Here is a 23,124-nt window from a genome sequence, read left to right as displayed (position 1 = left end):
GTCGAGGTCAGTCGGCGCGCCGGTGCCCGGCGACGGCCTCGGCCGACGCCGCGATGCGCGACGCGGTGGCGGTGAAGTCGCGCTGGGCGACGAGCAGGTAGAGCACGTCCAGCACGAAGAGCTGGGAGTGCTTCGCGGAGAGGTCGGCGGGGTGGAGGTACTGCTCGGGCACGGGCGCGAGCAGGCAGACGTCGGCGAGCTGGGCGAGGGGCGAGGCGCTGCGAGAGGTGATGGCGACGGTGAGGGCACCGGCGGACTTGGCGCCGGCCAGCATCTCGATGGTCTCCTTCGTCCGGCCACTGTTCGAGATGCCGATGGCGGTGGTCCCCTCGTCCTGCAGGGAGGCACTGGCAAGACCGGCATGCACCTCGCCCCAGGCATGGGCGTTGACCCCGATCCGGTACAGCCGGGACTGCATCTCGGCGGCGAGCGCCGCGCTGCCGCCGATGCCGTAGATGTCGACGTGCCGGGCGCTCGCGATCCGTTCCGCGACGAGCCGGGACTGCGCCGTGTCCAGGACGCTCGCGGTCGCGCGCAGTGACCTGATGTGGGCGCTCAGCACGGTCCGCAGGACGTCCGCGGGGGTGTCGTCCGGCTCCAGGGTGCGATGGATGTCGGCGCGCCAGGCGTCGTCGTCGACGGCGCCGCGGGCGGCATCGGTGGCCACCCCGACCCGGAACTGCACGTAGCCGGGAAACCCGATCTGGCGGCAGAACCGCGTGACGGTGGCCGGCGAGGTGCCGGCCCGGTCCGCCAGCTCGGTGATCGACAGGTCGAGCGGCGCCGTCGGGTCCTCCAGCAGCAGCTCGGCGATCTTGACCTGGGCCGAGGACATCGCCGGCAGGTTGGCGTGGATGCGCTCGGCCACCCGGAGGGTGCCGTCCACGGCGTCGAGCGCTCCCGCCATCTGAAAATGCCTCTCAGACCACCTACAAAGTGCCCGAAACGTATTCTCAGGAGGTGCGCCCGTCAAGGACTTCTGTGCGCCGCGTCACAACCGAGACCAAATCGTGCCCCGCCGGAAACGTCCGCGGTGCACCAGGGACTCACGGGTGCGCAGATCCTTCCTCGCGGGTCACCGCGCCGTCGACCACACGCGGTGTCACGACGACGTCGGTGGTCAGGGAGCTCGCGATGTAGCAGCCCTCGTGCGCCTTCTCGACCAACGCACGGACGAGGTCATGGTCGGTGCCCGGCCGGACCCGGATCTCCGGGGCCAGGTCGATCCGCGTGATCCGCACAGGCAGGTCGCCCTCGGGCATCACGCCGACGGCGTGGTCGACGTAGCCGACGACGTCGACGCCGGCCCGGGCGGCACGGCCGAGGAAGGACAGCAGCTGGCACGAGCTCGCGGCCATGACGAGCAGCTGCTCGGGATTGGGGTGCTCCGGGTCGCCCTGGAAGGCCGGGTCGGCACTCAGCGTGAACGGCGGGGACGGCGGAGCGACTACCCGGTGGGTCCGCGGGTAGGAGCGGTAACCGGTCCCCGTGCTCCCGGTCCAGGTCAGGTTCGTGCGGTACTCGTGGTCCATGCACCGCACCGTAGGCCGCAGACCTTTCGGCGTAGCCCGAAGCGTTCCGGCGGTATCGTCACGGCATGGGCCGTGACTACTCCGTGGTGGGCCGGGCGATGGCCGCGCCGGCGCGTGCCGCGATGCTGGACGCCCTCATGGACGGCTCCTCCCGTCCTGCGGGCGAGCTGGCGGGTGCCGCCGGCATCGGCGCCTCGACGGCGAGCGAGCACCTGGGCGTCCTGGTCGACGCCGGGCTGGTGGAGGCCCGGACGCGGGGCCGGCACCGCTTCTACCGTCTCCGGGACGCCTCGGTCGCCACAGCCCTGGAGCACCTGGGCGGCCTGTGCCCGGACCTGCCGACCCGGGTGCACCGCCGGAGCCGGGAGGCGGCGGAGCTGGCCGAGGCGCGCCTGTGCTACGACCATCTCGCGGGGCGCCTCGGCGTCGCGCTGACGGCCGGCATGCGGCGGCGCGGGTGGCTCACGGACGAGCTCACCCTGACCGACCGGGGCGCCGAAGGCCTGGACGGCCAGGGCATCGACGTCCTCGCGCTGCGTGGCCGACGCCGCCCCCTCACCCGCACGTGCCTGGACTGGACCGAGCGTCAGGACCACCTCGCCGGCGCGGTCGGTGCCGCCGTCGCCGCGCTCTTCCTCGATCGAGGCTGGGTGCGGCGTCGTCGGTCCGGCCGCGGCCTCGTGATCACCCCTGGCGGCCTCGCCGCGCTCCGCGAGACGTGGCGTACCGAGGTGGCCGATCGACCTGCGAGCGCACCGGCACGCGCCTAGGGTCGCAGTGTCCCGAAGCGGAGGAGATGTGTACGACCATCACCTGTTCGTCCAGACGCTGTCCGACTTCGTCCGCACGCTGGTGCGGCCGTACGACATCGATTCCGTGCTCAACGACCTTGCGCTGCGGGTCGCGAAGGTGCTGCACGTCTCGGGCGCCGGCGTCTCGCTGAGCCACGACGGCCGGCTACGCATGATCACGGCGATCCCACCGCACCTCATGGCCCTCGAGAAGTACCAGGAGGAGAACCAGACCGGGCCCTGCGTGGACGCGTTCCGCGAGTCCCGGCGAGCGCTGGTGCCCGACCTGGAGCAGGGCCGCGACCTGTGGCCCGAGTACGTGGACGCGGCGCTGACGAGCGGGACACGATCTCTGGCGTGCCTCCCGCTGGCCCTGGAGGACGAGGCTTTCGGCACGCTGACGCTCTACGCGGAACGACGCGACTGGCCGGAGGAGGACGTGGCGGCCGCCGGGCTCCTGGCGGACATGGCCACCGGGTACCTCATCAACGCCTCCACCCACAACCAGCAGGCGGAGCTGAACCAGCAGCTCAGCCACGCCCTGGAGTCGCGCGTGGTGATCGAGCAGGCGAAGGGCATCATCGCGGAGGCCCGCAGCCTGAGCGTGGACCAGGCCTTCGAGCTCATCCGCCGGCACGCACGGAACCACCAGGTCCGGGTCCGTGACCTGGCCGACGCGATCGTCCACATGGGCCTACGCCTCTGAGTCTTGTTCCGTCGTCCACCTGCGGGTTACCGTTGCCGCTGCCCGTCCCGGACCCGACGGGCCTCACCGCTCCAGACCCTGGCGGTACGCCTCCGTGCGCCTTCCGCCACCTCTGGAGCTCAGATGCCCGACACCCGTCCCGCCGGCACGCCCGGCACCCCTCATGTCCCGCACGGCGACGGAGCGTCCGGGCTACCCGCCCTCGAGTCCGTCGGCGAGATCGTCCGGATGCTGCAGACCACGGGCGAGCTGTTCCTCCGCGTCGGGTCCGAGCCGATCGACCCCGCCGGCCCGCGGGACCTCGAGAGCGGCTACCGGCTTCCCGGCGCTCCGGCGTACCGGCTCGTCCCGGAGCCCTGGTGGCTGGACAGCACGCCGACCTGGGTGGCCCGACAGCTCACCAGCCACTCCTACCTGCGCCGCGAGACCGGGACCGGTTGGCTGATCGCGGGCGAGATCGCCGGCCGCACCGCCGACGGTGTCCCCCTCATCGGCGCCGCGCACCCGCTGGCGATCCTCTCCCGGCCCTGCTTCCTGGACGCGGAGCGGCTCTACGCCGCCTGGCGGTGCCGCGGCATGTGACGGTCTGGGAGGATGAGCCCATGCCACGACTCCAACCGGGCGAGAACGCCCCGGACTTCACCCTGCCCACCGCCGACGGTGGCCAGGTCTCGCTCGCAGACCTGCGTGCCGACGCCGCAAAGGGCGTCGTCGTCTACTTCTACCCCGCGGCGAGCACCCCCGGGTGCACCACGGAGGCCTGCGACTTCCGCGACTCCCTCGCGGCCCTCCGCGGCGCCGGCTACGCGGTCGTCGGGATCTCCCCCGACCCGGTGGACAAGCTCGCGACGTTCGCCGCCGCGGAGTCCCTGACCTTCCCGCTCGCCTCCGACCCCGACCACGCGGTCCTCGAGGCCTACGGTGCGTGGGGCGAGCGGAAGAACTACGGGCGGACCTACGTCGGGGTGATCCGCTCCACGGTCGTGGTGGACCCGGACGGGACGGTCTCCCTCGCGCAGTACAACGTCAAGGCCACCGGGCACGTCGCGCGCCTGCGGAAGCAGCTGGCCGTCGCCTGAGGGCGTCGTCCCCGAGGTCCGGCCGCTCGTTAGGCTGGCCCGCGAGCGCGAGTGGCGTAACTGGCAGCCGCGCCAGGTTTAGGTCCTGGTGCCTTCGGGCGTGCGGGTTCGAGTCCCGCCTCGCGCACCGCCCCACCGCCGCACGACGGCGACCGTGGGCCACCCGCACGGCCAGCCTTCTCGCGCGCCGCGGCGCGGCACGATACAAACGTAGGGTGAGTGACATCGCGAGCGGCGACCTCGGGCCGTGGCTCTCGCCCGAAGACCTGGATCTCGTGCGCCGGAAGGTGCCCATCCTGTACATCGACGCCCTGCCCGTGCGGCTCGGGGAGCGCGGGGAGCTCGAGACGATCGGCCTGCTGCTCCGAGCGACGGCGGAGGGCCGGATCTCCCGCGCGCTGGTCTCCGGCCGGGTGCTCTACCACGAGACGATCCGTGAGGCGCTCGAGCGTCACCTGGAGAAGGACCTGGGGCCGATGGCGCTGCCGCAGCTGCCGACCTCGCTGGTGCCCTTCGCCGTCGGCGAGTACTTCCCCACCCCGGGGAGCCCGTTCCACGACCCGCGCCAGCATGCCGTCTCCCTCGCCTACGTGGTGCCCGTGGCGGGTGACTGCCAGCCGCGCAACGACACCCTCGAGATGACCTGGCTGACGCCCGCCGAGGCGATGACACCGGAGATCCTGGATGACCTCGGTGACGGCCACGCCGTGCTCGTCAAGCAGGCGCTCGCCGCCACGGGGACGATCCGCTGATGACCGAGGACCCGCAGGCTCCCGCCGTCCCACCGGCCGCCGGCCGGCCGTTGCGGTGGTTCGGCGTCGACCTCCTCGCGGTGGTCGTGTTCACCGTGCTCGGGATGGTCATGCACGGGACCCCGGCCGGTGACGTGATCGTCGTGATCTGGCCCTTCGTCGTCGGCCTCGCGCTGGCCTGGGCGATCCCCGCCGTGCGGGCGATGCCGCTGCTGATCTGGCCGACCGGCGTCGTCGTGTGGGCGTCGACGACGATCGTCGGCCTCGCCCTGCGTGGTCTGACCGGCGGCGGGGTCACCGGCGCGTTCCCGGTGATCACCGCGCTCGTGCTCGCGGTGCTGCTGATCGGGTGGCGGGCGTTGCCGTGGGTGCAGCGCCGCCGCCACGACCGGCAGGCGCGGGTCAGCTCCCCGTGAGCGCCCGCACGACGTGCGGCGCGAGGGCACGGAAGGCCTTGCCGCGGTGGCTGATCGCGTGCTTCTCGGCGGGGCTCAGCTCGGCGGCGGACCGGCTCTCGCCGGCGGGCAGCAGGATCGGGTCGTAGCCGAATCCGCCACTCCCACGCGGCGCGGTCAGCAGCGTGCCCGGCATGGTGCCCTCCTCGACGACCTCCTCCCCCGACGGCGTCACGAGGGCGGCCGCGCACGCGAAGTGGGCGCCGCGGTGGGCCTCCGGGACGTCGGCCAGCTGAGCGAGCAGGAGCTCCAGGTTCGCCCGGTCCTCGCCGTGCCGTCCGGACCAGCGGGCGGAGAACACGCCCGGGGCGCCGCCGAGCACGTCGACGCACAGCCCGGAGTCGTCCGCCACCGCGGGAAGGCCGGTCACGGCCACGAGGGCGCGGGCCTTGATGAGCGCGTTCTGCGCGAACGTCACGCCGTCCTCGACGGGCTCGGCGGCCCCGACGTCGGCGGCGCCGACGACGGCCTCCGCAGGCAGGTCCGGCAGGAGCGGGGCGAGGATCTCGCGGAGCTCGGTCACCTTGTGCCGGTTGTGCGTGGCGAGGGCCAGGCGCGCCCCGGGCGGGAGATCCGTCACGGACGGCGCTCCAGCGGCTCGGCGAGCGCCTGGGCCTGGAGGTCGCGGAGCGTGGCGGTGCCGGCGACCGCCAGGTCCAGCAGGGCGTCGAGCTCGGCGCGGTCGAACGGCGCCCCCTCGGCGGTCCCCTGGACCTCCACGAAGCTGCCCGAGCCGGTGACGACGACGTTCATGTCGGTCTCGGCCGCGACGTCCTCGACGTAGGGCAGGTCGAGCACGGGCCGGCCGTCGACGATCCCGACCGAGACGGCGGCGACGGAGTCGGTCAGCACGGGCCGGCCGGCCTTCGGCCGGATGTGACCGGCCTCGGTGCCCCACGCGACGGCATCGGCGAGCGCGACGTAGGCGCCGGTGATAGCGGCGGTGCGGGTGCCGCCGTCGGCCTGCAGGACGTCGCAGTCCAGGACGATCGTGTTCTCCCCGAGCGCGGCGACGTCGATGATCGCGCGCAGCGACCGCCCGATGAGGCGGGAGATCTCGTGCGTGCGCCCACCGATGCGGCCCTTGACCGACTCGCGCTGGCTGCGGCTGGAGGTGGAGCGGGGCAGCATCGCGTACTCGGCGGTCACCCAGCCCTCGCCCGAGCCCTGCCGCCAGCGCGGGACGCCCTCGGTGAAGGACGCCGCGCACAGCACCCGCGTCCGCCCGAACTCCACGAGGACACTGCCCTCGGCCGCATCCAGCCAGCCGCGGCTGAGGCGCACCTCGCGCAGCTCGTCGGGGCGGCGCCCGTCGGCGCGCACGGTCGTCTCGGTCGAAGGTGAGGTCATGACCTCGAGGCTACCCGGCGGAGCAGACGCCCCTGGCGACGGTGCAAGCGGCGCGGCGTGCGCAGGGACCGCGTCAGCTGCCGGCGGTGGTCATCACCTTTCCGGTCTCCAGCACCGTCTTGAGGCTGGAGAGCACCCACGGCCAGCCACCGCCACCGTCCTCGGCATTGCCGTTGCCGGCGACGTCCTGCGCGGTGCGCGGGGACTGAGGAAGCTCGTGGGTGAGCGTCACCCGGGTCAGGCCCGAGGGTCCTTGGGTGATCTCCCAGGTCAGCCGGGAGGCCGGCTCGTCATGCCAGACCGCGCTCCAGTCGAGCACGAGCCTCCGGGGCGGGTCGATCTCGACGATGGTCGAGCTGGTGGCCACGTCGCCCATGCCCATCTGCTTCATCTCGTCGCTGGTCAGGTTGCGGTAGACGCCGCCCGGGCGGGGATCGATGTCGAGCCCGCCGCCGTAGCCGTACCTGGCGGCGTACTCGGCGCTGGTCAGCGCCTCCCAGACCTTCTCGGCCGGCGCGTCGATGTAGATGCGGTGGACCTGGGTGGTCGCCGCCCGTGCCGCTGTCTCAGTCATGGTCTTCCTCCGCGAGTCGTTTGAGGTCGGTCAGAGCACGCACGTGGTGCTCGGTGTACTTGTCGATCCACCGGTCGTGGATCTGGCGGATCGGGACCGGGTTCAGGTAGTGCAGTCGCTCCCGACCCGACTTCTGGACGATCACGAGATCCGCGCCCTCGAGCAGTCTCAGGTGCTTGGCCACGCCGAACCGCGACATCTCGGTGCTTCGATTGACGATCGCCTCCAGCTCACCGAGCGAGCGGCCGTCCCGCTCGAAGAGCGCGTCGAGCAGCAGGCGTCGCGTCGGATCCGCGAGCGCCTTGAAGACGAGGTCCTCCTGCACGACCTCAACATATGTGACCATTTGGTCACGTGTCAACGGTCGTCAGTCTCGGCTGTACGCGTGCGGCGGCCGGAGTAGGTCAGCCGGTGTTCTGCAGGCCCGCGGCCACACCCTTGAGCGTGAGCAGCAGCAGGTTGCGGCTCTCCTCCACCGAGGTCTCGTCGGCGTCCGGTGACCGCAGGGTCCGCAACGCCCGCAGCTGCAGCAGGGAGAGCGCGTCGACGTACGGGTTGCGCAGCTGGACCGCGCGGCCGAGCACCCGGTGCCCCTCGAGCAGACGGGTGTGCCCGGTGATCGACAGGACCCACCGCGTGGTCAGGTCCAGCTCGTCCAGGACGCGGCCGGCGAGGTCGTCGCGATCCCCGAGCGCAAGGTAGCGCTCGGCGATGCGGCGGTCGGTCTTCGCCAGGGACATCTCGACGTTGTCGATGAGGGCGGCGAACAGCGGCCACTCGGTGTACGCCGCGCGAAGGAGGTCCAGGTCGCCGACGGCCTCCAGCGCCGAGCCGAGCCCGTACCAGCCGGTCAGGTTGATGCGCGCCTGCCCCCACGCGAAGTTCCACGGGATGGCCCGCAGGTCCTCGAGGGACTCCACGGACAGGCCGCGGCGGGCCGGACGGGAGCCGATGGCGAGCAGCCCGATCTCCTCCTGGGGCGTGACCTGCGCGAACCAGGGCGCGAATCCCTCGGCCTTGATGAGGTCGAAGAACCGCTCCCGGGAGACGACGTCCAAACGCCCGGCCAGCTCGTGGTACCGCTCGGCCGCCTCGGCGTTGCGCCGCTCGGTCGACGGCGCGGACGCCATGAGGGCGGCGGCCGCGACCTGCTCGATGTGACGCAGCGCGATGTCGGGGTTGCCGTACCGGGCGGAGATGACCTCCCCCTGCTCGGTGACCTTGAACCGCAGGTCCACCGAGTGCGGCGGCTGGGCGAGGATCGCGCGGTTGGCGGGGCCGCCGCCGCGGCCGAGCGCTCCCCCGCGGCCGTGGAACTGGGTGAGCACGATCTCGTGGCGGGCGGCCCACTCGGCGATCCGGGCCTGCGCCTCGTACAGGGCGAGGGTGGCGGCGACGGGCCCGACGTCCTTCGCCGAGTCGGAGTAGCCCAGCATGACCTCAAGCCGCCGCCCGGTCTGCTCCAGGCGCCGCTGCACGGCGGGGATCTGCAGCATCTCCTCGAGGATCCGCGGCGCGTTCTGCAGGTCGTCGAAGGTCTCGAAGAGCGGGATGACGTCGAGCACCGGCGCCGCGTCGGCGGAGCCCAGCGCACGCTCGGCAAGGGTGTAGACATCGGCGAGGTTCTGGGCCGACTGCGTGAAGGAGACGATGTACCGGCGGCACGCCTCGACGCCGTGGCGGTGCTGGACGGCGGCGATCGCCCGGAACGTCTCGACGACCTCCTCACCGGGCACGGCGGGGTCGGGCACCGACGCTGGGTCCTCGAGCCAGCGCAGCGTCTGGGTGTGGACCTTGGAGTGCTGCCGGATCTCGAGCTCGGCCAGGTGGAACCCGAAGGTCTCGACCTGCCAGACGAGGTCCTGCAGGTCCCCGTACGCGGCCCGCGCGGCCCCCGCGGCGGCGAGCGAGCCCTGGACGGTCCGCAGGTCGGCGAGCAGGTCTTGCGGTCCGGTGTACCCGAGGTCGGCGTCCCGGGCGCGAGTGGCACCGATGCGCGCCGCGACGACGAGCATGACCTGGCGGTGCCGCTCACCCGGCGAGTGGGCGACCGCCTGCGCGGTGAGCTCTTCGGAGAGCTGGCGCTGCCGGGCCCACAGGCCATCCAGCGCCGTGCTCGGGGCCGTGTACCGGTCGTCGAGGGTGAGCGCGAGGCCGACCCGCCGGGCCTCCGCCTCGAGCGCGGTCAGGACCCGGTCGGCGGCCTGCGCGGCGGCCTGGCGGGTCACCGACGCCGTCACGTTGGGGTTGCCGTCCCGGTCCCCGCCGATCCACGACCCGAGCCGGATGAACGCCGGCGCCTGCGGAGCCCGGGCGCCCCGATGCTCCCCCTGGATCCAGTCGTCCAGGCGCCGGTAGGAGGCGGCGAAGACCGAGGAGAAGGAGGTGTCGAAGACGGCGAGCGCGGTGCGGACCTCGTCCAAGGGCGACGGGCTGGAGACCCGCAGCTGCGCGGTGCGCCACATGTTGTCGATCTCCTCGAGCATGTCGCGGTCGTGCTGCTCGAGGGCGGCCGGCCCCAGGCGCGGGTCGTCCCGGCGGTCCAGCAGGGTGCCGAGGCGGCGGACCGACGCGGCGATGGCGTTGCGCCGGGCCTCCGTCGGGTGCGCGGTGAGCACCGGGTGGAACCGCAGCTCGGCGAGCCGGCGCTCGGCCTCGTCCTGCCCGACCTCGGCCACGAGGTGCGTGAAGGCCGCCGCCACGGAGTCCGAGGGCCGCTGCTCGGCCACCGGCACCTGCCCGTCGCGGGCACGGAGGGTCCGGACTCGGTGCTGCTCCTCGGCGAGGTTGGTGAGGTGGAAGTAGCAGGTGAACGCGCGAGCCACCTCCTCGGCACGCTCGGGCGAGAGGCGCGCGACGAGCGTCTCGGCCGCGGCGAGCGTCTCGTCGGCGGGGTCGTCGTGCGCGGCGATGGCCAGCTCGCGCAGCGCCTCGACGTCGTCGAGCAGGTCCTCGCTGCCGTACTCGGTGAGCACCTGGCCCAGCATCCCGACGAGCAGGCGCACGTCGGAGCGCATGGCCTCGGGGATCTCGTGGGTCGCGGCCGCACGCGTGTGCGGACCGTCCGGAGCCGGCGGGGTGGGGCTGGTGACGGACTCCTGGGTCATACCCGCCAGGCTACCGAGGCCCCGGACGGGTCAGGGACAGCCGTCAGAGGGTCCAGACCGCGCCCGGCTCGGCGAGGTCGACCGGCCCCCGGTAGACGTCGTGCGCCTCCTGACGGACGACGTCGGGGTCGGTCCACGGCTGCAGGTGCGTGAGCACAAGGCGGCGCACCTCACCCGCGGCGGCGAGCTGCCCGGCACGGCGGCCGGTCAGGTGCACGCCGCGGACGGTGTCGCGGCCCTCCTGGAACGCGGCCTCGCTGAGCAGCAGGTCGACGTCCTGGGCCAGGGGGACGAGCCCGTCGCACCAGTCGGTGTCGCCGGTGTAGGCGAGGCTCACCCGCTCGGGGCCGCCGGCCCTGGAGCTCGGCCCGGTCAGGCGGACGCCGAACGCGGGGACCGGGTGGTTCACCCGGAACGCCTGGAGCGTGAGCGGCCCGACGTGCACGGGCACGTTCGTGTCGTGCGCGGTGATGCGGAACTCGCGCTCGTAGCACTCCGAGGCCTCGCTGCCGTCGATGCCTCGGAGCCGCTCGAGCGTGCCCTCCGGGCCGACCACGGACAGCGCCGGCAGCGGCCCGCCCGGGTGCCAGCGTCGGTAGACCTGCATGCCGACGAGGTCAGCGACGTGGTCGGCGTGCAGGTGGGAGACGCTGAGCAGGTCCAGGGCCGCCGGGTCCACGTGGTTCAGCAGCGCCCCCATGGCGCCCGGACCGAGGTCGAGGAGCACGGAGTAGGTGCGCGGCTCGCCGTGCTCGTCGGTCCCGTCGGCCTGGACGAGGTAGCACGACGCGGGCGAGCCGGGGCCCGACATCGAGCCCGAGCACCCGATGACGGTCAGCCTCATCGGATCCCCGCGAGCGTCTCGGCGGGGCTGACGGCGGTCACCTCGGGACCGAGGAACCGCTTGGCGTGCGTCGCGAAGGCCTCGGGGTCGCCGGTGGCGAGGTAACGGCTGGGCCGCGGCTCTGCCGCCGGGTCACGGAGCAGGTCGTGGGCGACGAGCGTGCGGTAGACGTCCTTGGCCGTCTCCTCTGCGGAGGAGACGAGCGTGACGCCCTCCCCCATGACGTAGGAGATGGCACCGGTGAGCAGGGGGTAGTGGGTGCAGCCGAGGACGAGCGTGTCGACCTCGGCGGCGCGGACGGGTGCCAGGTACTCGCGGGCGGCGTCGAGCACCTCGGGCCCCGAGGTGACCCCGCGCTCGACGAGCTCGACGAACCGGGGTGCGGCCGCCGTCGTCAGACTCAGGTGCGGCGCGGCGGCGAACGCGTCCGCATAGGCGCCGGACTCGATGGTCGCGCGGGTCCCGATGACGCCGACGCGTCCGCTGCGGGTCGCGGCGACGGCGCGACGCACCGCGGGGAAGATCACCTCGACGACGGGCACGCCGGCGTCGATCGCGTACCGCTCGCGCGCGTCGCGCAGGACGGCCGCGGAGGCGGAGTTGCAGGCGATGACGAGCATCTTCACGCCGGCGAGCACCAGCCGGTCGAGCGACTCCAGGGCGAGCTCGCGGACCTGGGCGATGGGCTTGGGACCGTACGGCGTGTGGGCCGTGTCGCCGAGGTAGAGGACCGACTCGCCGGGGAGCTGGTCGAGCACCGCGCGCGCCACGGTCAGCCCGCCCACGCCGGAGTCGAAGATGCCGATGGGTGCCTCGTCCACGACCTTCGAGGCTACCGGCCGCGCCCCCGCCGAGACATGGCTTGGAGGAGTGACTCCTGCCACCACGTGAGGGCCGCGTACATGGTCGCCATCGCCTCCTCGACGTCGTCGGCGCGGCCGCCCTGCTGCTCGGACGCGGGGCGCTCGGCACGCCGGTAGACGGCCTCGGCGTCGGACTCGTCCTCGATCCCGAGGCGGGCGGCCAGGACGAGTCGGACGTCGGTGAGGGCGGCGAGCCACCGGCCCTCGGTGCCGGCCGCCACGACGACCGCCTCGCCGGGCGCGGTCAGGGCCCGCCAGACGGTCTCCAGCCGCTCGACCTTCCCGGCACGGAGCGAGTCCTCGGTGAGGGACCGCAGCTCGCCCGCCAGGTCCTCGTCCTCGCTCATCGGCGGCAGCAGCCGGGCGAGCGCGGCGTCTGTCGGGGTCCCGGGCGCGCCGTCGGACGGCTCGAAGTCGAGAGCGGCCAGCACATCCTCCACGTCGGCGCCGCGGGCGTCGCGGCCCTCGATCCGGGTGCCGAGCAGCTCCGCCGTGTCGGCGACCAGTCGCGCGATGATGCGGCGCTCGACCGTCTCGAGCCGCGAGGTGAGTCCTCCGTGGGCGGGGACGAACGCGTGCACTACTCGCCTTCCTCCTGCTCGAGGGTCGCCCACAGCCCGTACCCGTGCATCGCCTGGACGTCGACCTCCATCTTCTCCCGCGGGCCCGTGGAGACGACCGCGCGGCCCTCGGTGTGGACGGTCATCATGAGCCGGTGCGCTGTCCGCTCGTCGTAGCCGAAGTAGGTCTGGAACACGTACGTCACGTAGGTCATGAGGTTGACCGGGTCGTCCCAGACGACGGTGCGCCACGGCCGGTCCGGCACGACCACCGGCTCGGGCGTGGCGCGCTGCTCCTCCACCGGCAGCGGGGACGCCGCGGCGCTCACGCCGCACCACCCGTCCTGGACCTGCTCGCACGCATGCCACCCAGGTTACGAGCACACCGGCCGCCCGCGGCCCACAGGTCGCTACCGTGAGCCACATGCGCGTCACGAGCAGCACGGCCCTGCTGACCGACATGTACGAGCTGACGATGATCGACGCGGCGCTGCGCTCGTCGGCCGCGTCCCGGCAGAGCGTGTTCGAGGTCTTCGCCCGACGTCTGCCGCCCCGGCGCCGCTACGGCGTCGTGGCCGGGACGGCACGGATCCTCGACGCCGTCGAGGCGTTCCGGTTCACCGGCGCCGAGATCGACTACCTCGCCGGTGCGGGCATCGTGGGCGAGCAGACGCTCGACTTCCTCCGCGAGTACACCTTCCGCGGCTCGATCCTCGGCTACCCGGAGGGCGAGTGCTTCTTCCCGGGCTCTCCGGTGCTCACCGTGCGAGGCACGTTCGCGGAGGCGGTGATCCTGGAGACCGTCGTGCTGTCGATCCTGAACCATGACAGCGCCGTGGCGTCCGCAGCCTCCCGGATGACGACCGCCGCGCACGGCCGCCCGTGCCTGGAGATGGGGGCGCGGCGTACGCACGAGGCGTCCGCCGTCGCGGCCGCGCGGGCCGCCGTCGTCGGCGGGTTCGCCGGGTCCTCCGTGCTCGAGGCGGGCCGCTCGTACGGCATCCGCACGATCGGCACGGCCGCGCACTCCTTCACCCTGGTGCACGACGACGAGGAGGCCGCGTTCGCCGCCCAGGTCGAGGCGTTCGGGCCGGGCACGACACTGCTCGTCGACACCTACGACGTCACGCGCGGGGTCGAGCGCGCGGTGGCCGCGGCGCGAGCGGCGGGCGGAGAGCTGGGGGCGGTGCGGCTGGACTCCGGGGACCTGGTGGCGCAGGCGTTCACGGTGCGGGAGCAGCTGGACTCCCTCGGCGCGACGTCGACGAAGATCACCGTCACCTCCGACCTGGACGAGTACGCCATCGCGGCGTTGAACGCGGCGCCGGTGGACGCCTACGGGGTCGGGACCCGGCTGGTGACCGGTTCGGGCCACCCGACGGCGGAGCTCGTCTACAAGCTGGTCGCGCGCGAGGGCGCGGACGGCCGGATGCGCGAGGTGGCGAAGACATCGGCGTCGAAGGAGTCGGTCGGCGGGCTGAAGGTCGGCGGGCGCGTGGTCGAGGACGGCCGCGCGGTCGAGGAGCTGGTGGTCTCGTGCGGGACGGTGGCGGCGGGCCGTGCCGAGCTGGACCGGGCGGGCGCGCGCCACCTGCAGGTGGAGCTGGTCCGCGAGGGCGGGCAGATCGTGGAGGAGCACCGCGGCGACGGCGCGCTGGAGCGTGCCCAGGAACGTCACCTGGCGGCGCGCGACGAGCTGCCCTACGCGGCGTGGCGGCTCAGCGAGGGCGAGCCGGGCGTCCCCACCCGCCACGAGGCGGTCTGAGGCACCGACCGCTGCAGTGGGTGCGCCCGGTGGGCAGGGGTCAGCGGTTGGCCTTCCCGCGGTACAGGGCGCTCATGACGAGTGAGACGACGAGCACGATGGCGCCGATCCACACCAGCGCGGTGGCGGCCCGGATCGCGATCCCGAGCACCAGCATGACCACCGCGACGATGAGGAGGACCAGCCAGAAGTTCACCTGGCCAGTCTAGGTCCGACCCACGAACCATTTCCTGACAAGGGCGATGCGAGCCTCGATCTCCTCGGTCCGGGCGAGCGCCACCTCCGGGCCCCCGCACCGGCGGCGCAGCTCGGTGTGCACGACGCCGTGCGGCTGACCGGAGCGCCGCGACCAGGCGGAGACCAGGCTCGAGAGCTCCTTGCGGGCCGCCTGCCGGCGCCGGTGGTCGTCGACGCCGGCGTTCTCACGCCGAGCCTTGTCCGCCTTGGCCTGCCGCTGCTGGGTCTTGATCTGCTCGGCCTGGCGGGCCCGGAGCAGATGGGCCACCTGGTCCGGCTCGAGCAGCCCGGGGATGCCGAGGTACTCCTGCTCCTCGACGGACCCGACCGCGGCGCCGGTCCCGAACTCGCCGCCGTCGAAGAGCACCTTGTCGAAGGACGCCTGCGCCTCGAGCGCCTCGAAACCCGGCAGCAGACCGTCCGAGGCCTGCTCGGTCCGGTTCGCGGCGGCGACGAGGGCGTCCTCGGGGGTGAAGTCGACGTCCCCCTTCTCCTCGGCCGTGAGCACCCGGTCCAGGGCGTGGTCACGTTCGACCTCCAGCTCGGAGGCGAGGCCGAGGAGGTGCGGCACGGACGGCAGGAAGATCGAGGCGGTCTCGCCGCGGCGCCGGGCGCGGACGAACCGGCCGACGGCCTGGGCGAAGAACAACGGCGTGGAGGTCGCGGTGGCGTAGACGCCGACCGCGAGGCGGGGCACGTCGACGCCCTCGGAGACCATGCGGACCGCCACGAGCCAGCGCTGCTCGCCGCCGGCGAACTCCTCGATGCGGGCGGAGGCACCGGCGTCGTCGGAGAGCACGACGACGGCCTCCTCACCGGTGATGCGGTGCAGGATCCGCGCGTAGGCGCGGGCCGCGGCCTGGTCGGTGGCGATGACGAGCCCGCCGGCGTCGGGCACGGAGCGGCGCATCTCGGACAGGCGCACGTCGGCGGCCTGCAGCACAGCGGGGATCCACTCGCCCTCGGGGTCCAGGGCGGTGCGCCAGGCCTGGGCGGCCATGTCCTTGGTCATCGGCTCGGCGAGCTCGGCGGCGACCTCGTCGCCGGCCTTGGTGCGCCACCGCATCTGGCCGGAGTAGGAGAGGAAGATGACCGGCCGGACGACGCCGTCGCGCAGCGCGTCGCCGTACGTGTAGGAGTAGTCCGCACGCGAGCGGCGCACGCCGTAGGCATCCGGGACGTAGTCGACGAACGGGATCGCGGCGGTGTCGGAGCGGAACGGCGTCCCGGTCAGCGCGAGCCGGCGGCGAGCCGGCTCGAACGCCTCCCGGACGGCGTCGCCCCAGCTCAGCGCGTCGCCGCCGTGGTGGACCTCGTCGAGGATGACCAGGGTCGGCTCCGCCGCCGTGCGGGCGCGGTGCAGGGCCGCGTTCGCGGCGACCTGGGCGTAGGTGACCGCGACGCCGTCGAAGGCGGCGCCGTGGCGGCCCTGGCTGTTGCGGAAGTGCGGGTCGAGCTGCAGCCCCACCCGCCCGGCCGCGTCGGCCCACTGCGTCTTGAGGTGCTCGGTCGGGCAGACGACCGTCACGCGCCGCACGACGCCGGAGGCCAGCAGCTCGGTGGCGATCCGCAGCGCGAAGGTCGTCTTGCCGGCGCCGGGGGTGGCGACGGCGAGGAAGTCCCGGGGCTGGGTCTCCTGGTAGCGCGTGAGCGCCTCGGCCTGCCAGGCGCGCAGTCGGGACGCCGTCCCCCACGCCGCGCGCGCCGGGTAGGCGGGCGGCAGCTGCTCGGCCGCCGTCGTGGAGACGCCGGCGGGAGCGTGGGGGGATCGGCGGTCGGTCGGGCCCGTCACTCCGCCGAGCCGCCGCGGCGGCCGAACGGCCACCCGCGGCCGCGGCCCTTGCCGGCGCCGGAGTCGTCGCCGTCGCCGTGCATGCCTTCGTAGATGGCCTTGCACGTGGGGCAGACGGGGTACTTCTTCGGGTCGCGCCCGGGGGTCCACACCTTGCCGCACAGGGCGACGACCGGCTGACCGGAGACCGCGGCGGCGGTGATCTTGTCCTTGCGGACGTAGTGGGCGTAGCGCTCGTCGTCGCCCGGTGAGGCCTGCTCGCGCACCTCTTCGCGCTCGAGGACGCCGGTGCTGCCGGCCGGTCGGTCTGGCGCGGCCGGCGGCGCCGACTCCGGTGAACTGGGCGGGGTCGTCGAGCTCATGGGAGCAAGTGTAGGCCGGTGGATCCGGCGGTGGGTGCGCGGCTCCGGCGCGTCACAACCCCTGCCATCCGGGCTTGGACTCGAACACCTCACGGTAGTAGTCCGCCAGCTGCAGGCGGGAGGCGGCGGCGCCGTCGAGCAGCACCGTGGCGTGCGGGTGGTGCTGCATCACGGTGGCCGGCCACATGGCGCTGACCGGGCCCTCGACGAGCTGGTGGACGGCCTCCGCCTTCGCCGACCCGGTGGCGAGAAGGACGAGGTGCCGCGCGGACATGATCGTGGCCAGGCCCTGGGTGAGGCAGTGGTGCGGGACGGCGTCCACGTCGCCGCCGAAGAACCGGGCGTTGTCCTGCCGGGTCTGCCGGGTGAGCGTCTTGATGCGGGTGCGGGAGGCGAGAGAGGATCCCGGCTCGTTGAACGCGATGTGCCCGTCGCTGCCGATGCCGAGCAGCTGCAGGTCGACGCCACCGGCCGCGGCGATGGCCTCCTCGTAGGCGGCGCAGGCGGCGGGGACGTCCTGCGCCGAGCCGTCGGGGCCCTGCACGTGCTCGGACGGGAGGTCGACGCGGCCGGTGAAGGCCTTCTCGATGACGTTGCGGTACCGCTCCGGGTGGTCCGCCGGCAGGCCGACGTACTCGTCGAGGAGGAACGCCCGCGCCCGGGCGAAGGAGATCCGGCCGGCCTCGTGCCGGCGGACGAGCTCGTCGTAGACGGCGAGCGGGCTGGATCCGGTCGCCAGGCCGAGGACCGCGTCCGGGGTCTCGGTCAGCAGCCGCTCGACGGCGTCGGCGACGAGGGAGGCGATCTGCGCGCTCCCGGGCTGGATGACGACCTCCACGTGGCACCCCTCTGCGACGACGCTCCCGCCCCGGTCGGGGCCCCGGGTCAACCTACCCGTCCGCCCGGTACGACGGAGCGGGCAGGACCAGCCTCGGTCCTGCCCGCTCCGTGTGCGCCGTGCGGCGCGTCAGTGCGTCGTCACTTGGCGACGGCCTTCTTCAGAGCCGAGCCGGCGGAGATCTTGACGCCGTAGCCGGCCGGGATCTGGATCTCCTCGCCCGTGCGCGGGTTGCGACCGGTACGGGCCGCACGCTCCACCCGCTCGACGCTGAGCAGACCGGTGACCTTGACGGCCTCGCCCTTGCCCAGGGAGTCGACGAGGACCTCCTGCAGCGCGGACAGGGCAGCGTCGGCCTGGGTCTTGGTCAGCGAGGACTTCTCGGCGACTGCTGCAACGAGCTCGGTGCGGTTGACGGACATGAAATCCCTCTCATCGTTCGGTTCGGCACCCGTGCTGGTGCCGCATGCGCCGACACTACGCACACGCTGCCGCGGATGTCGCATCACGCGCCGATTTCTCCGCGTGTCCGGCTCTTTCCGGGCGATTCCGGGCCTCATCAGGGGCGCGACGGGCACTCTCCTGCCACTGCGGACACGCCCGCCCCGTCTGTCACATGTGTCACGACGACCGGGATGCCCGGGAGTTGGGGCCCGCGTACCGGCGCGGGCTACGGTCAGGGGGCACACGGTTCGGACCACGCACGGGAGGCGCACGAGACATGGAGCAGCGGACACTGGGGAGCACCGGTCGTGAGGTCTCGGTCGTGGGCCTGGGGACCTGGCAGCTGGGGTCCGACTGGGGCGACGTCGGCGAGTCCGAGGCGCTCGAGGTGCTCGGCACCTCGGTCGAGGACGGGGTGACGTTCTTCGACACCGCCGACGTGTACGGCGACGGCCGCAGCGAGCGGCTCATCGGCACCTTCCTCGCCGAGAACCCGTCACTGGACGTCTTCGTCGCGACCAAGATGGGCCGGCGTGCGGAGCAGGTGCCCGAGAACTACACCCTGCAGGCCTTCCGGGAGTGGACGGACCGGTCGCGACGGAACCTTGGGGTCGACCGGCTGGATCTGGTCCAGCTGCACTGCCCGCCGACGGCGGTCCTCACCTCCACCGAGACCCGCGACGCCCTCGAGACGCTCGTGGCGGAGGACCGCATCGCGGCGTACGCGGTCAGCGTGGAGACGTCCCAGCAGGCGCTCGACGCGATCGACACCCTCGCGCCGGCGTCCGTGCAGATCATCCTCAACGCGTTCCGCCGCAAGCCCCTCGAGCAGGTGCTGCCGCGTGCGGCGGAGGCCGGGGTCGGCATCATCGCCCGTGTCCCGCTCGCCTCCGGTCTGCTCTCGGGCCGGTACACGAAGGACACGACGTTCGCGGCCGGCGACCACCGCACGTTCAACCGGCACGGCGAGGCCTTCGACGTCGGCGAGACGTTCGCGGGCGTCGACTTCGAGACCGGTGTCGAGGCGGCATCCGAGTTCTCCCGCCTGGCCGCCGAGCTCGGCCCCGACGGCGCGACACCCGCACAGGTCGCGCTCCGCTGGGTGATCCAGGCCGACGGCGTCACGAGCGTGATCCCCGGCGCCCGGAACGTCGAGCAGGCGCGTGCCAACGCCGCGGCGGCGGCGTTGGAGCCGCTCTCGGAGGAGCTGCTCTCCGCTGTCGAGGCGCTCTACGACGAGCGGATCCGGGCGCAGGTGCACGACCGCTGGTAGGTCAGGCCGCCCAGCGCAGCTCGTCCTGGCCGTACGGGCGCGGCGGCGCCGGGTAGGTCAGCGGTGAGCCGTCGACGCGTAGCGGCGGCGGCACGTGCACGAGCGGGCCGTACGCGGAGTCGACGGTGCGTGTCCGCACCGGCGGCGCAGGTGCGGGCTCGGCGTCGACGGCCGTGCGGGACTGCAGCTCGTGCGCGACGCGGGCGAGGCTGACGCGGACCCGGGCTCCGCCGTCGTCGCGGGTGGCCAGCGCCTGCATGACTGCGCCGGCGAGGAGGTAGCCCGCGGTGTGGTCCAGCGCCTGGACGGGCAGCGCGCCGGGTGCGGCGTCGGTGGCGTAGCGGTGCGCGATGCCCGTGGCGACCTGGACGATGGAGTCGAAGCCGCGCTGCGTGGACCACGGGCCGTCGAAGCCCCAGGCGGACAGCTCCGCGACCACGAGGTGCGGGTGGCGGCCCAGGACCTCTTCGGCGTCGAGGCCGTGGGTGCGCAGCGCACCGGGCCGGTAGCCGGTGACCAGCGCGTCCGCGGAGCCGAGCAGACGCTCGACGCGGTCGCGCACGGCCGGATCGGTCAGGTCCGCGACGGCGCTGCGCTTGGCGAAGCCGGTGTCGAGGTGCTGGTCGAGGAGCTCGGGTCGGTGCGGTGGGTCGAGCCGCAGCACGTCGGCGCCCAGCGCGCCGAGCACCCGGGTGGCCGTGGGACCGGCGATGACCCGGGTGAGGTCGAGCACCCGCAGGCCGCTCGTCGGCAGGCCGGTCGCGGCAGGCAGCGCGCGGCCTGGACGGTGGGACTGCCGGACCTCGACGAGCGGCGCGGCGGCCACGGCCCGGCCCTGGTCGTGCTCGAGCCACTCCCCCGGGTCGCGTAGCGCGGCCGCGATCCCGCCGGCCCGCCGGACCAGGTCCTCCAGGACGACGGCGCTCGTCCCGCGGGCGGCGTCGCGGACCCTGGGGGCGGCGGTCTCGTCGTCGAGGTCGGGGTCGATCTCGAGGGCGGTGAGCAGCGCACGACGGTGGTGCGGGTAGTTCGCGTGGAAGCGCACCCAGCCGTCGGCCGCCGGGACGAAGGACGAGAGCGGCGCGAAGCCGGTGATCGCGCGGCCGTCGACACGCAGGTGCCGGAAGGAGTCGTAGGCGGCGGCGACGTCGCCGGCGTCGACACCGAGGCGCACCGGGCGGCCGCGGGCCCGGGCGAGCCGGGCCCCGGCGGACGCGCACGCGGTCACGGCGTCGAGCGCCAGACCCTCCACGTCGAGCGGGCCGGCCCACCAACGGCGCGGCCCGGTCACCTCGACCGGCTCGTCCTCCACCGCTCGAGGATCCCACGCGGAGGGCCGCGTAACCTTCGGATCCATGGGTTGGCCACGGGGGGCACGGGCGCTGCTCGGCATGGCCGGCTACGGACCCGGCCCGGACGCGGTGCGGCGGGCGGTCGCGGGTCGGCTGGTGGTCGTGACCGGAGCGTCACGCGGCATCGGCGAGCGACTGGCGATCCGACTGGGATCCGTGGGGGCGCGGGTTGCCCTGCTCGCGCGTGACGCCGAGGCGCTCGAGGTGGTGGCCGCCCGGATCTCCGCACGGGGTGGGCTCGCGACGACCTTCCCGGTGGACCTGCGGGACGTGGCCGCCGCCCGGGCCGCTGCAGAGGCGATCCTCGCGGCGCACGGCACCCCCGACGTCGTGGTCTCCAACGCGGGGCACAGCATCCGGCGACGGCTGCCGGAGTACGTGGACCGGTTCCACGACGTGCGGCGGCTCATGGGCGTGAACGCGCTCGGCCCCATCGCGCTGGCGCTGCCGTTGCTGCGCGAGATGACCGCGGCGGGCTCGGGTCACCTGGTCTCCGTGGCGTCGGCGGGGGTCGATGTGCCGAGCCCGGGCTTCTCGGCATACTCGGCGAGCAAGGCGGCGTTCGAGGCGTGGCTGCGGGCGGTGGCGCCCGAGCTCGCGGCCCACGGGGTCGCCGTCACCTCGGTGCACCTTCCGCTCGTGCACACCGCGATGAGCGCGCCCACACGCGCGTACGCGCACGCGCCCGGAATGACGGCGGACGAGGCGGCGAGCCTGCTGTGCCGCGCGATCACGGAGCGGCCGCGGCTGATCTCGCCGTGGTGGGCACGCCTCGGCGGCGTGCTCAGCGCGGCCGCGCCGCGGCTGGCCGACCGAGCCTTCCAGGTCGCGGAGCCATGGCTGCCCTGAGGGTCCCGCGACTGCTGACGGAGGCGTTCGCCGTGCTGCGGGCTGCGCGGCCGCGGCCGTCGGACCTGCCGGCCCTCGCCTCGCTGCTGCGGTACTCGACGACGTTCGCCGGTGCGGGACTGGTGGCGGCTCGTCGTAGCCCGTCCGCGCCGGTGCTGGTCGATCACCTCGGGCCACTCGACGGCGCAGGCCTGGTGCGGGCGGTGGACGGCATGGTCCCGGCGCTCGCGCGGCACGGCGGCCGTGACGGCGCGGGGCGGGTGCTCGTGTGCGCGGGCGACCATCGTGGCCTGGTGGTCGCGACACTCGCCGCCGGGGTGCTCGGCGCCACGGCGACGCTCGTCTCGCCGGCCGCGGGCATCGAGAGCCTGCGCGCCTCGGCGCGCCGGGCCAGGCCGGACGTCGTGGTGCACGACGCCACCACCGCGGACCTGGTGGCGGCCGCCGGTCTCGCCGGGCCGCGGCTCGACGCGCTCACCGTCCGGCCGCGGCCGGCGGGCCGCCGGGCCGCCCGCTGGCCGCGGCCGGCCCGTCCGGGTCGCCTCCTGCTGCTCACCTCCGGCACCACCGGGCCGGCCCGCGCGACGGCGAGGGGCCGGGTGGGTCCGCACGCGGCGGTGACGGCCGTCAGTCTCCTCGCGGCACTGGGGCTGCGCCGGGGCGAGCCCGTGCTCATCGCACCGCCGCTCGCGCACGGACACGGCCTCAGCGCGCTCGCGGCGGCGTTCCTTGTGGGGGCACCGGCGGTGCTGGCATCCCGCGGACCGGCCAACGGCGGCGTGGACCTCGCCGCGCTTGCGCGGGAGCACCGGGTCGGGGCACTCGTGGCGGTACCCGCGCAGCTCGCCCGCTTCCTCGACGCGGCCGGGGACGTCAGGGAGGACTTTCCCGTGCTGCGACGCATCGCGACCGGATCCGCACCGCTGCCGTCCGGGCTCGCTGCGCGTACTGAGGAATGTTTCGGAGACGTCCTGGTCGACTTCTTCGGAACCTCCGAGACAGGAACGGCCACGGTCGCCACAGCGGTCGACCTCCGCGAGGCCCCCGGCAGCGTTGGGCGCCCGGTCAACGGCGTGAGAATCGAGATCGTCGACGACGACGGCGCACGCGTCACGCCCGGCACGGAAGGTCGGGTGGTCGTGCGATCTCCGTGGCGTGCCGGCGATGAGGGAGCTGGGCGTGTGCTCGAGGGTGGGCAGGGACTCGCCGGTGGACGGTTGCTGACGGGTGACCGCGGGTACCTGGACGCCGCCGGGCGGCTCTTCCTGGCCGGACGCGCGGACGACGTCGTGGTGGTCGGCGGGCACAACGTGCGAATCGGGGTCGTGCGGCGGTGGCTCCTCGATCAGCCCGAGGTCAGCTCCGCCGTCGTGCGGGCGGTGCCGCACGACTCGCTCGGCGAGGTGCTCGTCGCCGAGGTCGCGGGAGGCCACTGCGACCCGGAGTCGCTACGGCAACGGGCGCGGATGGCACTGGGGCGGGCGGCGGCCCCGCGGGTGGTGCGGGTCGTGCGGCGCGAGGCTGACGGCCTGGAGTGACAGGCGGAGCCGGAGCGGCGCGACGGCGGGCAGGTCGCGGGCGGGTCGCTCGACCACGGGT

At 73.9% G+C, this 23,124-nt stretch carries 27 protein-coding genes and 1 tRNA gene; 11 read left to right on the top strand and 17 right to left on the bottom strand.

Annotated features, from left to right (window positions below):
- Positions 1-7: 7 nt before the first annotated feature.
- Positions 8-907, bottom strand: coding sequence for a MurR/RpiR family transcriptional regulator (locus ACFQQL_RS08425; RefSeq protein ID WP_382393186.1), 900 nt, complete (start codon positions 905-907; stop codon positions 8-10).
- 139 nt (positions 908-1,046) lie between these two features.
- A complete protein-coding gene (locus tag ACFQQL_RS08420) occupies positions 1,047-1,532 on the bottom strand; it encodes an OsmC family protein (protein ID WP_382393184.1) in 486 nt (161 codons plus the stop codon).
- 65 nt (positions 1,533-1,597) lie between these two features.
- Here ACFQQL_RS08420 and ACFQQL_RS08415 point away from each other — a divergent pair, with 65 nt between their 5' ends.
- The 7 genes from ACFQQL_RS08415 (at position 1,598) to ACFQQL_RS08385 (ending at position 5,276) form a co-directional block, all read left to right on the top strand.
- Positions 1,598-2,302, top strand: a complete 705-nt coding sequence (locus ACFQQL_RS08415) for an ArsR/SmtB family transcription factor (RefSeq protein ID WP_382393182.1) — start codon at positions 1,598-1,600, stop codon at positions 2,300-2,302.
- A 28-nt stretch (positions 2,303-2,330) separates the two neighbouring features.
- Positions 2,331-3,029: a GAF and ANTAR domain-containing protein gene (locus tag ACFQQL_RS08410; RefSeq protein ID WP_382393180.1), complete on the top strand. Its 699-nt coding sequence runs from the start codon at positions 2,331-2,333 to the stop codon at positions 3,027-3,029.
- Positions 3,030-3,152: 123 nt separating this feature from the next.
- Positions 3,153-3,611 (top strand): DUF6098 family protein, encoded by a 459-nt coding sequence (locus ACFQQL_RS08405; protein ID WP_382393178.1) that lies wholly within the window; start codon positions 3,153-3,155, stop codon positions 3,609-3,611.
- A 20-nt stretch (positions 3,612-3,631) separates the two neighbouring features.
- The gene (gene bcp / locus ACFQQL_RS08400; RefSeq protein ID WP_382393176.1) at positions 3,632-4,108 is read left to right on the top strand and encodes a thioredoxin-dependent thiol peroxidase; all 477 of its coding nucleotides are present in this window, start codon (positions 3,632-3,634) and stop codon (positions 4,106-4,108) included.
- Positions 4,109-4,153: 45 nt separating this feature from the next.
- Positions 4,154-4,235: transfer RNA gene (locus tag ACFQQL_RS08395), tRNA-Leu, on the top strand.
- A gap of 88 nt (positions 4,236-4,323) precedes the next feature.
- Positions 4,324-4,860, top strand: coding sequence for an NUDIX hydrolase family protein (locus tag ACFQQL_RS08390; RefSeq protein WP_382393174.1), 537 nt, complete (start codon positions 4,324-4,326; stop codon positions 4,858-4,860).
- Complete coding sequence (locus tag ACFQQL_RS08385; RefSeq protein WP_382393172.1) at positions 4,860-5,276, top strand: DUF3054 domain-containing protein; 417 nt, start codon at positions 4,860-4,862, stop codon at positions 5,274-5,276. Before ACFQQL_RS08390 ends, ACFQQL_RS08385 begins: the two co-directional genes overlap by 1 nt.
- Here the strand turns inward: ACFQQL_RS08385 and rdgB are convergent.
- The 9 genes from rdgB to clpS form a co-directional block, all read right to left on the bottom strand.
- The gene (rdgB, locus tag ACFQQL_RS08380) at positions 5,263-5,895 is read right to left on the bottom strand and encodes an RdgB/HAM1 family non-canonical purine NTP pyrophosphatase (protein WP_382393170.1); all 633 of its coding nucleotides are present in this window, start codon (positions 5,893-5,895) and stop codon (positions 5,263-5,265) included. The two genes, ACFQQL_RS08385 and rdgB, sit on opposite strands and share 14 nt — an antisense overlap.
- Positions 5,892-6,665: a ribonuclease PH gene (gene rph, locus ACFQQL_RS08375; RefSeq protein WP_382393169.1), complete on the bottom strand. Its 774-nt coding sequence runs from the start codon at positions 6,663-6,665 to the stop codon at positions 5,892-5,894. Before rph ends, rdgB begins: the two co-directional genes overlap by 4 nt.
- A gap of 73 nt (positions 6,666-6,738) precedes the next feature.
- Positions 6,739-7,239 carry an SRPBCC domain-containing protein gene (locus ACFQQL_RS08370; protein ID WP_382393167.1) on the bottom strand — a complete coding sequence of 167 codons (501 nt, stop codon included), beginning with the start codon at positions 7,237-7,239 and terminating at the stop codon, positions 6,739-6,741.
- Positions 7,232-7,585, bottom strand: a complete 354-nt coding sequence (locus ACFQQL_RS08365; RefSeq protein ID WP_465253997.1) for an ArsR/SmtB family transcription factor — start codon at positions 7,583-7,585, stop codon at positions 7,232-7,234. The genes ACFQQL_RS08370 and ACFQQL_RS08365 overlap by 8 nt, the downstream gene beginning before the upstream one ends.
- 58 nt (positions 7,586-7,643) lie before the next feature.
- Entirely contained in the window at positions 7,644-10,346 is a 2,703-nt protein-coding gene (locus tag ACFQQL_RS08360; RefSeq protein WP_382393163.1) for a phosphoenolpyruvate carboxylase, read from the bottom strand.
- Between the two features lie 43 nt (positions 10,347-10,389).
- Positions 10,390-11,190, bottom strand: coding sequence for an MBL fold metallo-hydrolase (locus tag ACFQQL_RS08355; RefSeq protein ID WP_382393161.1), 801 nt, complete (start codon positions 11,188-11,190; stop codon positions 10,390-10,392).
- Complete coding sequence (gene murI, locus ACFQQL_RS08350; RefSeq protein WP_382393159.1) at positions 11,187-12,011, bottom strand: glutamate racemase; 825 nt, start codon at positions 12,009-12,011, stop codon at positions 11,187-11,189. Before murI ends, ACFQQL_RS08355 begins: the two co-directional genes overlap by 4 nt.
- An 11-nt stretch (positions 12,012-12,022) precedes the next feature.
- Positions 12,023-12,634: a DUF2017 domain-containing protein gene (locus ACFQQL_RS08345; RefSeq protein WP_382393157.1), complete on the bottom strand. Its 612-nt coding sequence runs from the start codon at positions 12,632-12,634 to the stop codon at positions 12,023-12,025.
- On the bottom strand, positions 12,634-12,942 hold the full coding sequence (clpS, locus tag ACFQQL_RS08340) for an ATP-dependent Clp protease adapter ClpS (protein ID WP_382393155.1): 309 nt from the start codon (positions 12,940-12,942) through the stop codon (positions 12,634-12,636). Before clpS ends, ACFQQL_RS08345 begins: the two co-directional genes overlap by 1 nt.
- Positions 12,943-13,037: 95 nt before the next feature.
- On the opposite strand from clpS, the gene ACFQQL_RS08335 reads away from it, so the two are divergent.
- The gene (locus ACFQQL_RS08335) at positions 13,038-14,378 is read left to right on the top strand and encodes a nicotinate phosphoribosyltransferase (RefSeq protein ID WP_382393153.1); all 1,341 of its coding nucleotides are present in this window, start codon (positions 13,038-13,040) and stop codon (positions 14,376-14,378) included.
- Between the two features lie 40 nt (positions 14,379-14,418).
- On the opposite strand, the gene ACFQQL_RS08330 is transcribed toward ACFQQL_RS08335, so the two are convergent.
- The 5 genes from ACFQQL_RS08330 to ACFQQL_RS08310 form a co-directional block, all read right to left on the bottom strand.
- Positions 14,419-14,574 (bottom strand): hypothetical protein, encoded by a 156-nt coding sequence (locus ACFQQL_RS08330; protein WP_382393151.1) that lies wholly within the window; start codon positions 14,572-14,574, stop codon positions 14,419-14,421.
- A gap of 9 nt (positions 14,575-14,583) precedes the next feature.
- Positions 14,584-16,407, bottom strand: a complete 1,824-nt coding sequence (locus ACFQQL_RS08325; RefSeq protein WP_382393149.1) for a DEAD/DEAH box helicase — start codon at positions 16,405-16,407, stop codon at positions 14,584-14,586.
- Positions 16,404-16,769 carry a DUF3039 domain-containing protein gene (locus ACFQQL_RS08320; RefSeq protein ID WP_382393147.1) on the bottom strand — a complete coding sequence of 122 codons (366 nt, stop codon included), beginning with the start codon at positions 16,767-16,769 and terminating at the stop codon, positions 16,404-16,406. Before ACFQQL_RS08320 ends, ACFQQL_RS08325 begins: the two co-directional genes overlap by 4 nt.
- 52 nt (positions 16,770-16,821) lie before the next feature.
- Positions 16,822-17,607, bottom strand: coding sequence for a glucosamine-6-phosphate deaminase (gene nagB / locus ACFQQL_RS08315; RefSeq protein WP_382393145.1), 786 nt, complete (start codon positions 17,605-17,607; stop codon positions 16,822-16,824).
- A 140-nt stretch (positions 17,608-17,747) separates the two neighbouring features.
- Positions 17,748-18,029, bottom strand: coding sequence for an HU family DNA-binding protein (locus ACFQQL_RS08310; protein ID WP_382393143.1), 282 nt, complete (start codon positions 18,027-18,029; stop codon positions 17,748-17,750).
- 299 nt (positions 18,030-18,328) lie between these two features.
- Between ACFQQL_RS08310 and ACFQQL_RS08305 the strand changes: the two genes are divergently transcribed.
- Positions 18,329-19,324 carry an aldo/keto reductase gene (locus ACFQQL_RS08305; protein ID WP_382393141.1) on the top strand — a complete coding sequence of 332 codons (996 nt, stop codon included), beginning with the start codon at positions 18,329-18,331 and terminating at the stop codon, positions 19,322-19,324.
- 1 nt (position 19,325) lies between these two features.
- Here the strand turns inward: ACFQQL_RS08305 and ACFQQL_RS08300 are convergent, their stop codons facing one another.
- Positions 19,326-20,636: a CoA transferase gene (locus ACFQQL_RS08300; RefSeq protein WP_382393139.1), complete on the bottom strand. Its 1,311-nt coding sequence runs from the start codon at positions 20,634-20,636 to the stop codon at positions 19,326-19,328.
- Positions 20,637-20,679: 43 nt separating this feature from the next.
- On the opposite strand from ACFQQL_RS08300, the gene ACFQQL_RS08295 reads away from it, so the two are divergent.
- Complete coding sequence (locus ACFQQL_RS08295) at positions 20,680-21,525, top strand: SDR family NAD(P)-dependent oxidoreductase (protein ID WP_382393137.1); 846 nt, start codon at positions 20,680-20,682, stop codon at positions 21,523-21,525.
- Positions 21,513-23,063 carry an AMP-binding protein gene (locus ACFQQL_RS08290; protein ID WP_382393135.1) on the top strand — a complete coding sequence of 517 codons (1,551 nt, stop codon included), beginning with the start codon at positions 21,513-21,515 and terminating at the stop codon, positions 23,061-23,063. The genes ACFQQL_RS08295 and ACFQQL_RS08290 overlap by 13 nt, the downstream gene beginning before the upstream one ends.
- The last annotated feature ends 61 nt before the right edge of the window (positions 23,064-23,124 follow it).

The organism is Georgenia alba (assembly GCF_042665525.1).
Classification (GTDB): domain Bacteria; phylum Actinomycetota; class Actinomycetes; order Actinomycetales; family Actinomycetaceae; genus Allobogoriella; species Allobogoriella alba.
Note: the sequence above shows the minus strand (reverse complement) of the source record. Positions and strands in the feature narration are given on the sequence as shown.

What these genes read in the sequence shown, in the direction of transcription:
- ACFQQL_RS08425 (WP_382393186.1), bottom strand. Translation starts at nt 907, where the DNA reads ATGGCGGGAGCGCTCGACGCCGTGGACGGCACCCTCCGGGTGGCCGAG.
- ACFQQL_RS08420 (WP_382393184.1), bottom strand. Translation starts at nt 1,532, where the DNA reads ATGGACCACGAGTACCGCACGAACCTGACCTGGACCGGGAGCACGGGG.
- ACFQQL_RS08415 (WP_382393182.1), top strand. Translation starts at nt 1,598, where the DNA reads ATGGGCCGTGACTACTCCGTGGTGGGCCGGGCGATGGCCGCGCCGGCG.
- ACFQQL_RS08405 (WP_382393178.1), top strand. Translation starts at nt 3,153, where the DNA reads ATGCCCGACACCCGTCCCGCCGGCACGCCCGGCACCCCTCATGTCCCG.
- bcp (WP_382393176.1), top strand. Translation starts at nt 3,632, where the DNA reads ATGCCACGACTCCAACCGGGCGAGAACGCCCCGGACTTCACCCTGCCC.
- ACFQQL_RS08385 (WP_382393172.1), top strand. Translation starts at nt 4,860, where the DNA reads ATGACCGAGGACCCGCAGGCTCCCGCCGTCCCACCGGCCGCCGGCCGG.
- rph (WP_382393169.1), bottom strand. Translation starts at nt 6,665, where the DNA reads ATGACCTCACCTTCGACCGAGACGACCGTGCGCGCCGACGGGCGCCGC.
- ACFQQL_RS08370 (WP_382393167.1), bottom strand. Translation starts at nt 7,239, where the DNA reads ATGACTGAGACAGCGGCACGGGCGGCGACCACCCAGGTCCACCGCATC.
- ACFQQL_RS08365 (WP_465253997.1), bottom strand. Translation starts at nt 7,585, where the DNA reads ATGGTCACATATGTTGAGGTCGTGCAGGAGGACCTCGTCTTCAAGGCG.
- ACFQQL_RS08360 (WP_382393163.1), bottom strand. Translation starts at nt 10,346, where the DNA reads ATGACCCAGGAGTCCGTCACCAGCCCCACCCCGCCGGCTCCGGACGGT.
- ACFQQL_RS08355 (WP_382393161.1), bottom strand. Translation starts at nt 11,190, where the DNA reads ATGAGGCTGACCGTCATCGGGTGCTCGGGCTCGATGTCGGGCCCCGGC.
- ACFQQL_RS08335 (WP_382393153.1), top strand. Translation starts at nt 13,038, where the DNA reads ATGCGCGTCACGAGCAGCACGGCCCTGCTGACCGACATGTACGAGCTG.
- ACFQQL_RS08320 (WP_382393147.1), bottom strand. Translation starts at nt 16,769, where the DNA reads ATGAGCTCGACGACCCCGCCCAGTTCACCGGAGTCGGCGCCGCCGGCC.
- ACFQQL_RS08310 (WP_382393143.1), bottom strand. Translation starts at nt 18,029, where the DNA reads ATGTCCGTCAACCGCACCGAGCTCGTTGCAGCAGTCGCCGAGAAGTCC.
- ACFQQL_RS08305 (WP_382393141.1), top strand. Translation starts at nt 18,329, where the DNA reads ATGGAGCAGCGGACACTGGGGAGCACCGGTCGTGAGGTCTCGGTCGTG.
- ACFQQL_RS08295 (WP_382393137.1), top strand. Translation starts at nt 20,680, where the DNA reads ATGGGTTGGCCACGGGGGGCACGGGCGCTGCTCGGCATGGCCGGCTAC.
- ACFQQL_RS08290 (WP_382393135.1), top strand. Translation starts at nt 21,513, where the DNA reads ATGGCTGCCCTGAGGGTCCCGCGACTGCTGACGGAGGCGTTCGCCGTG.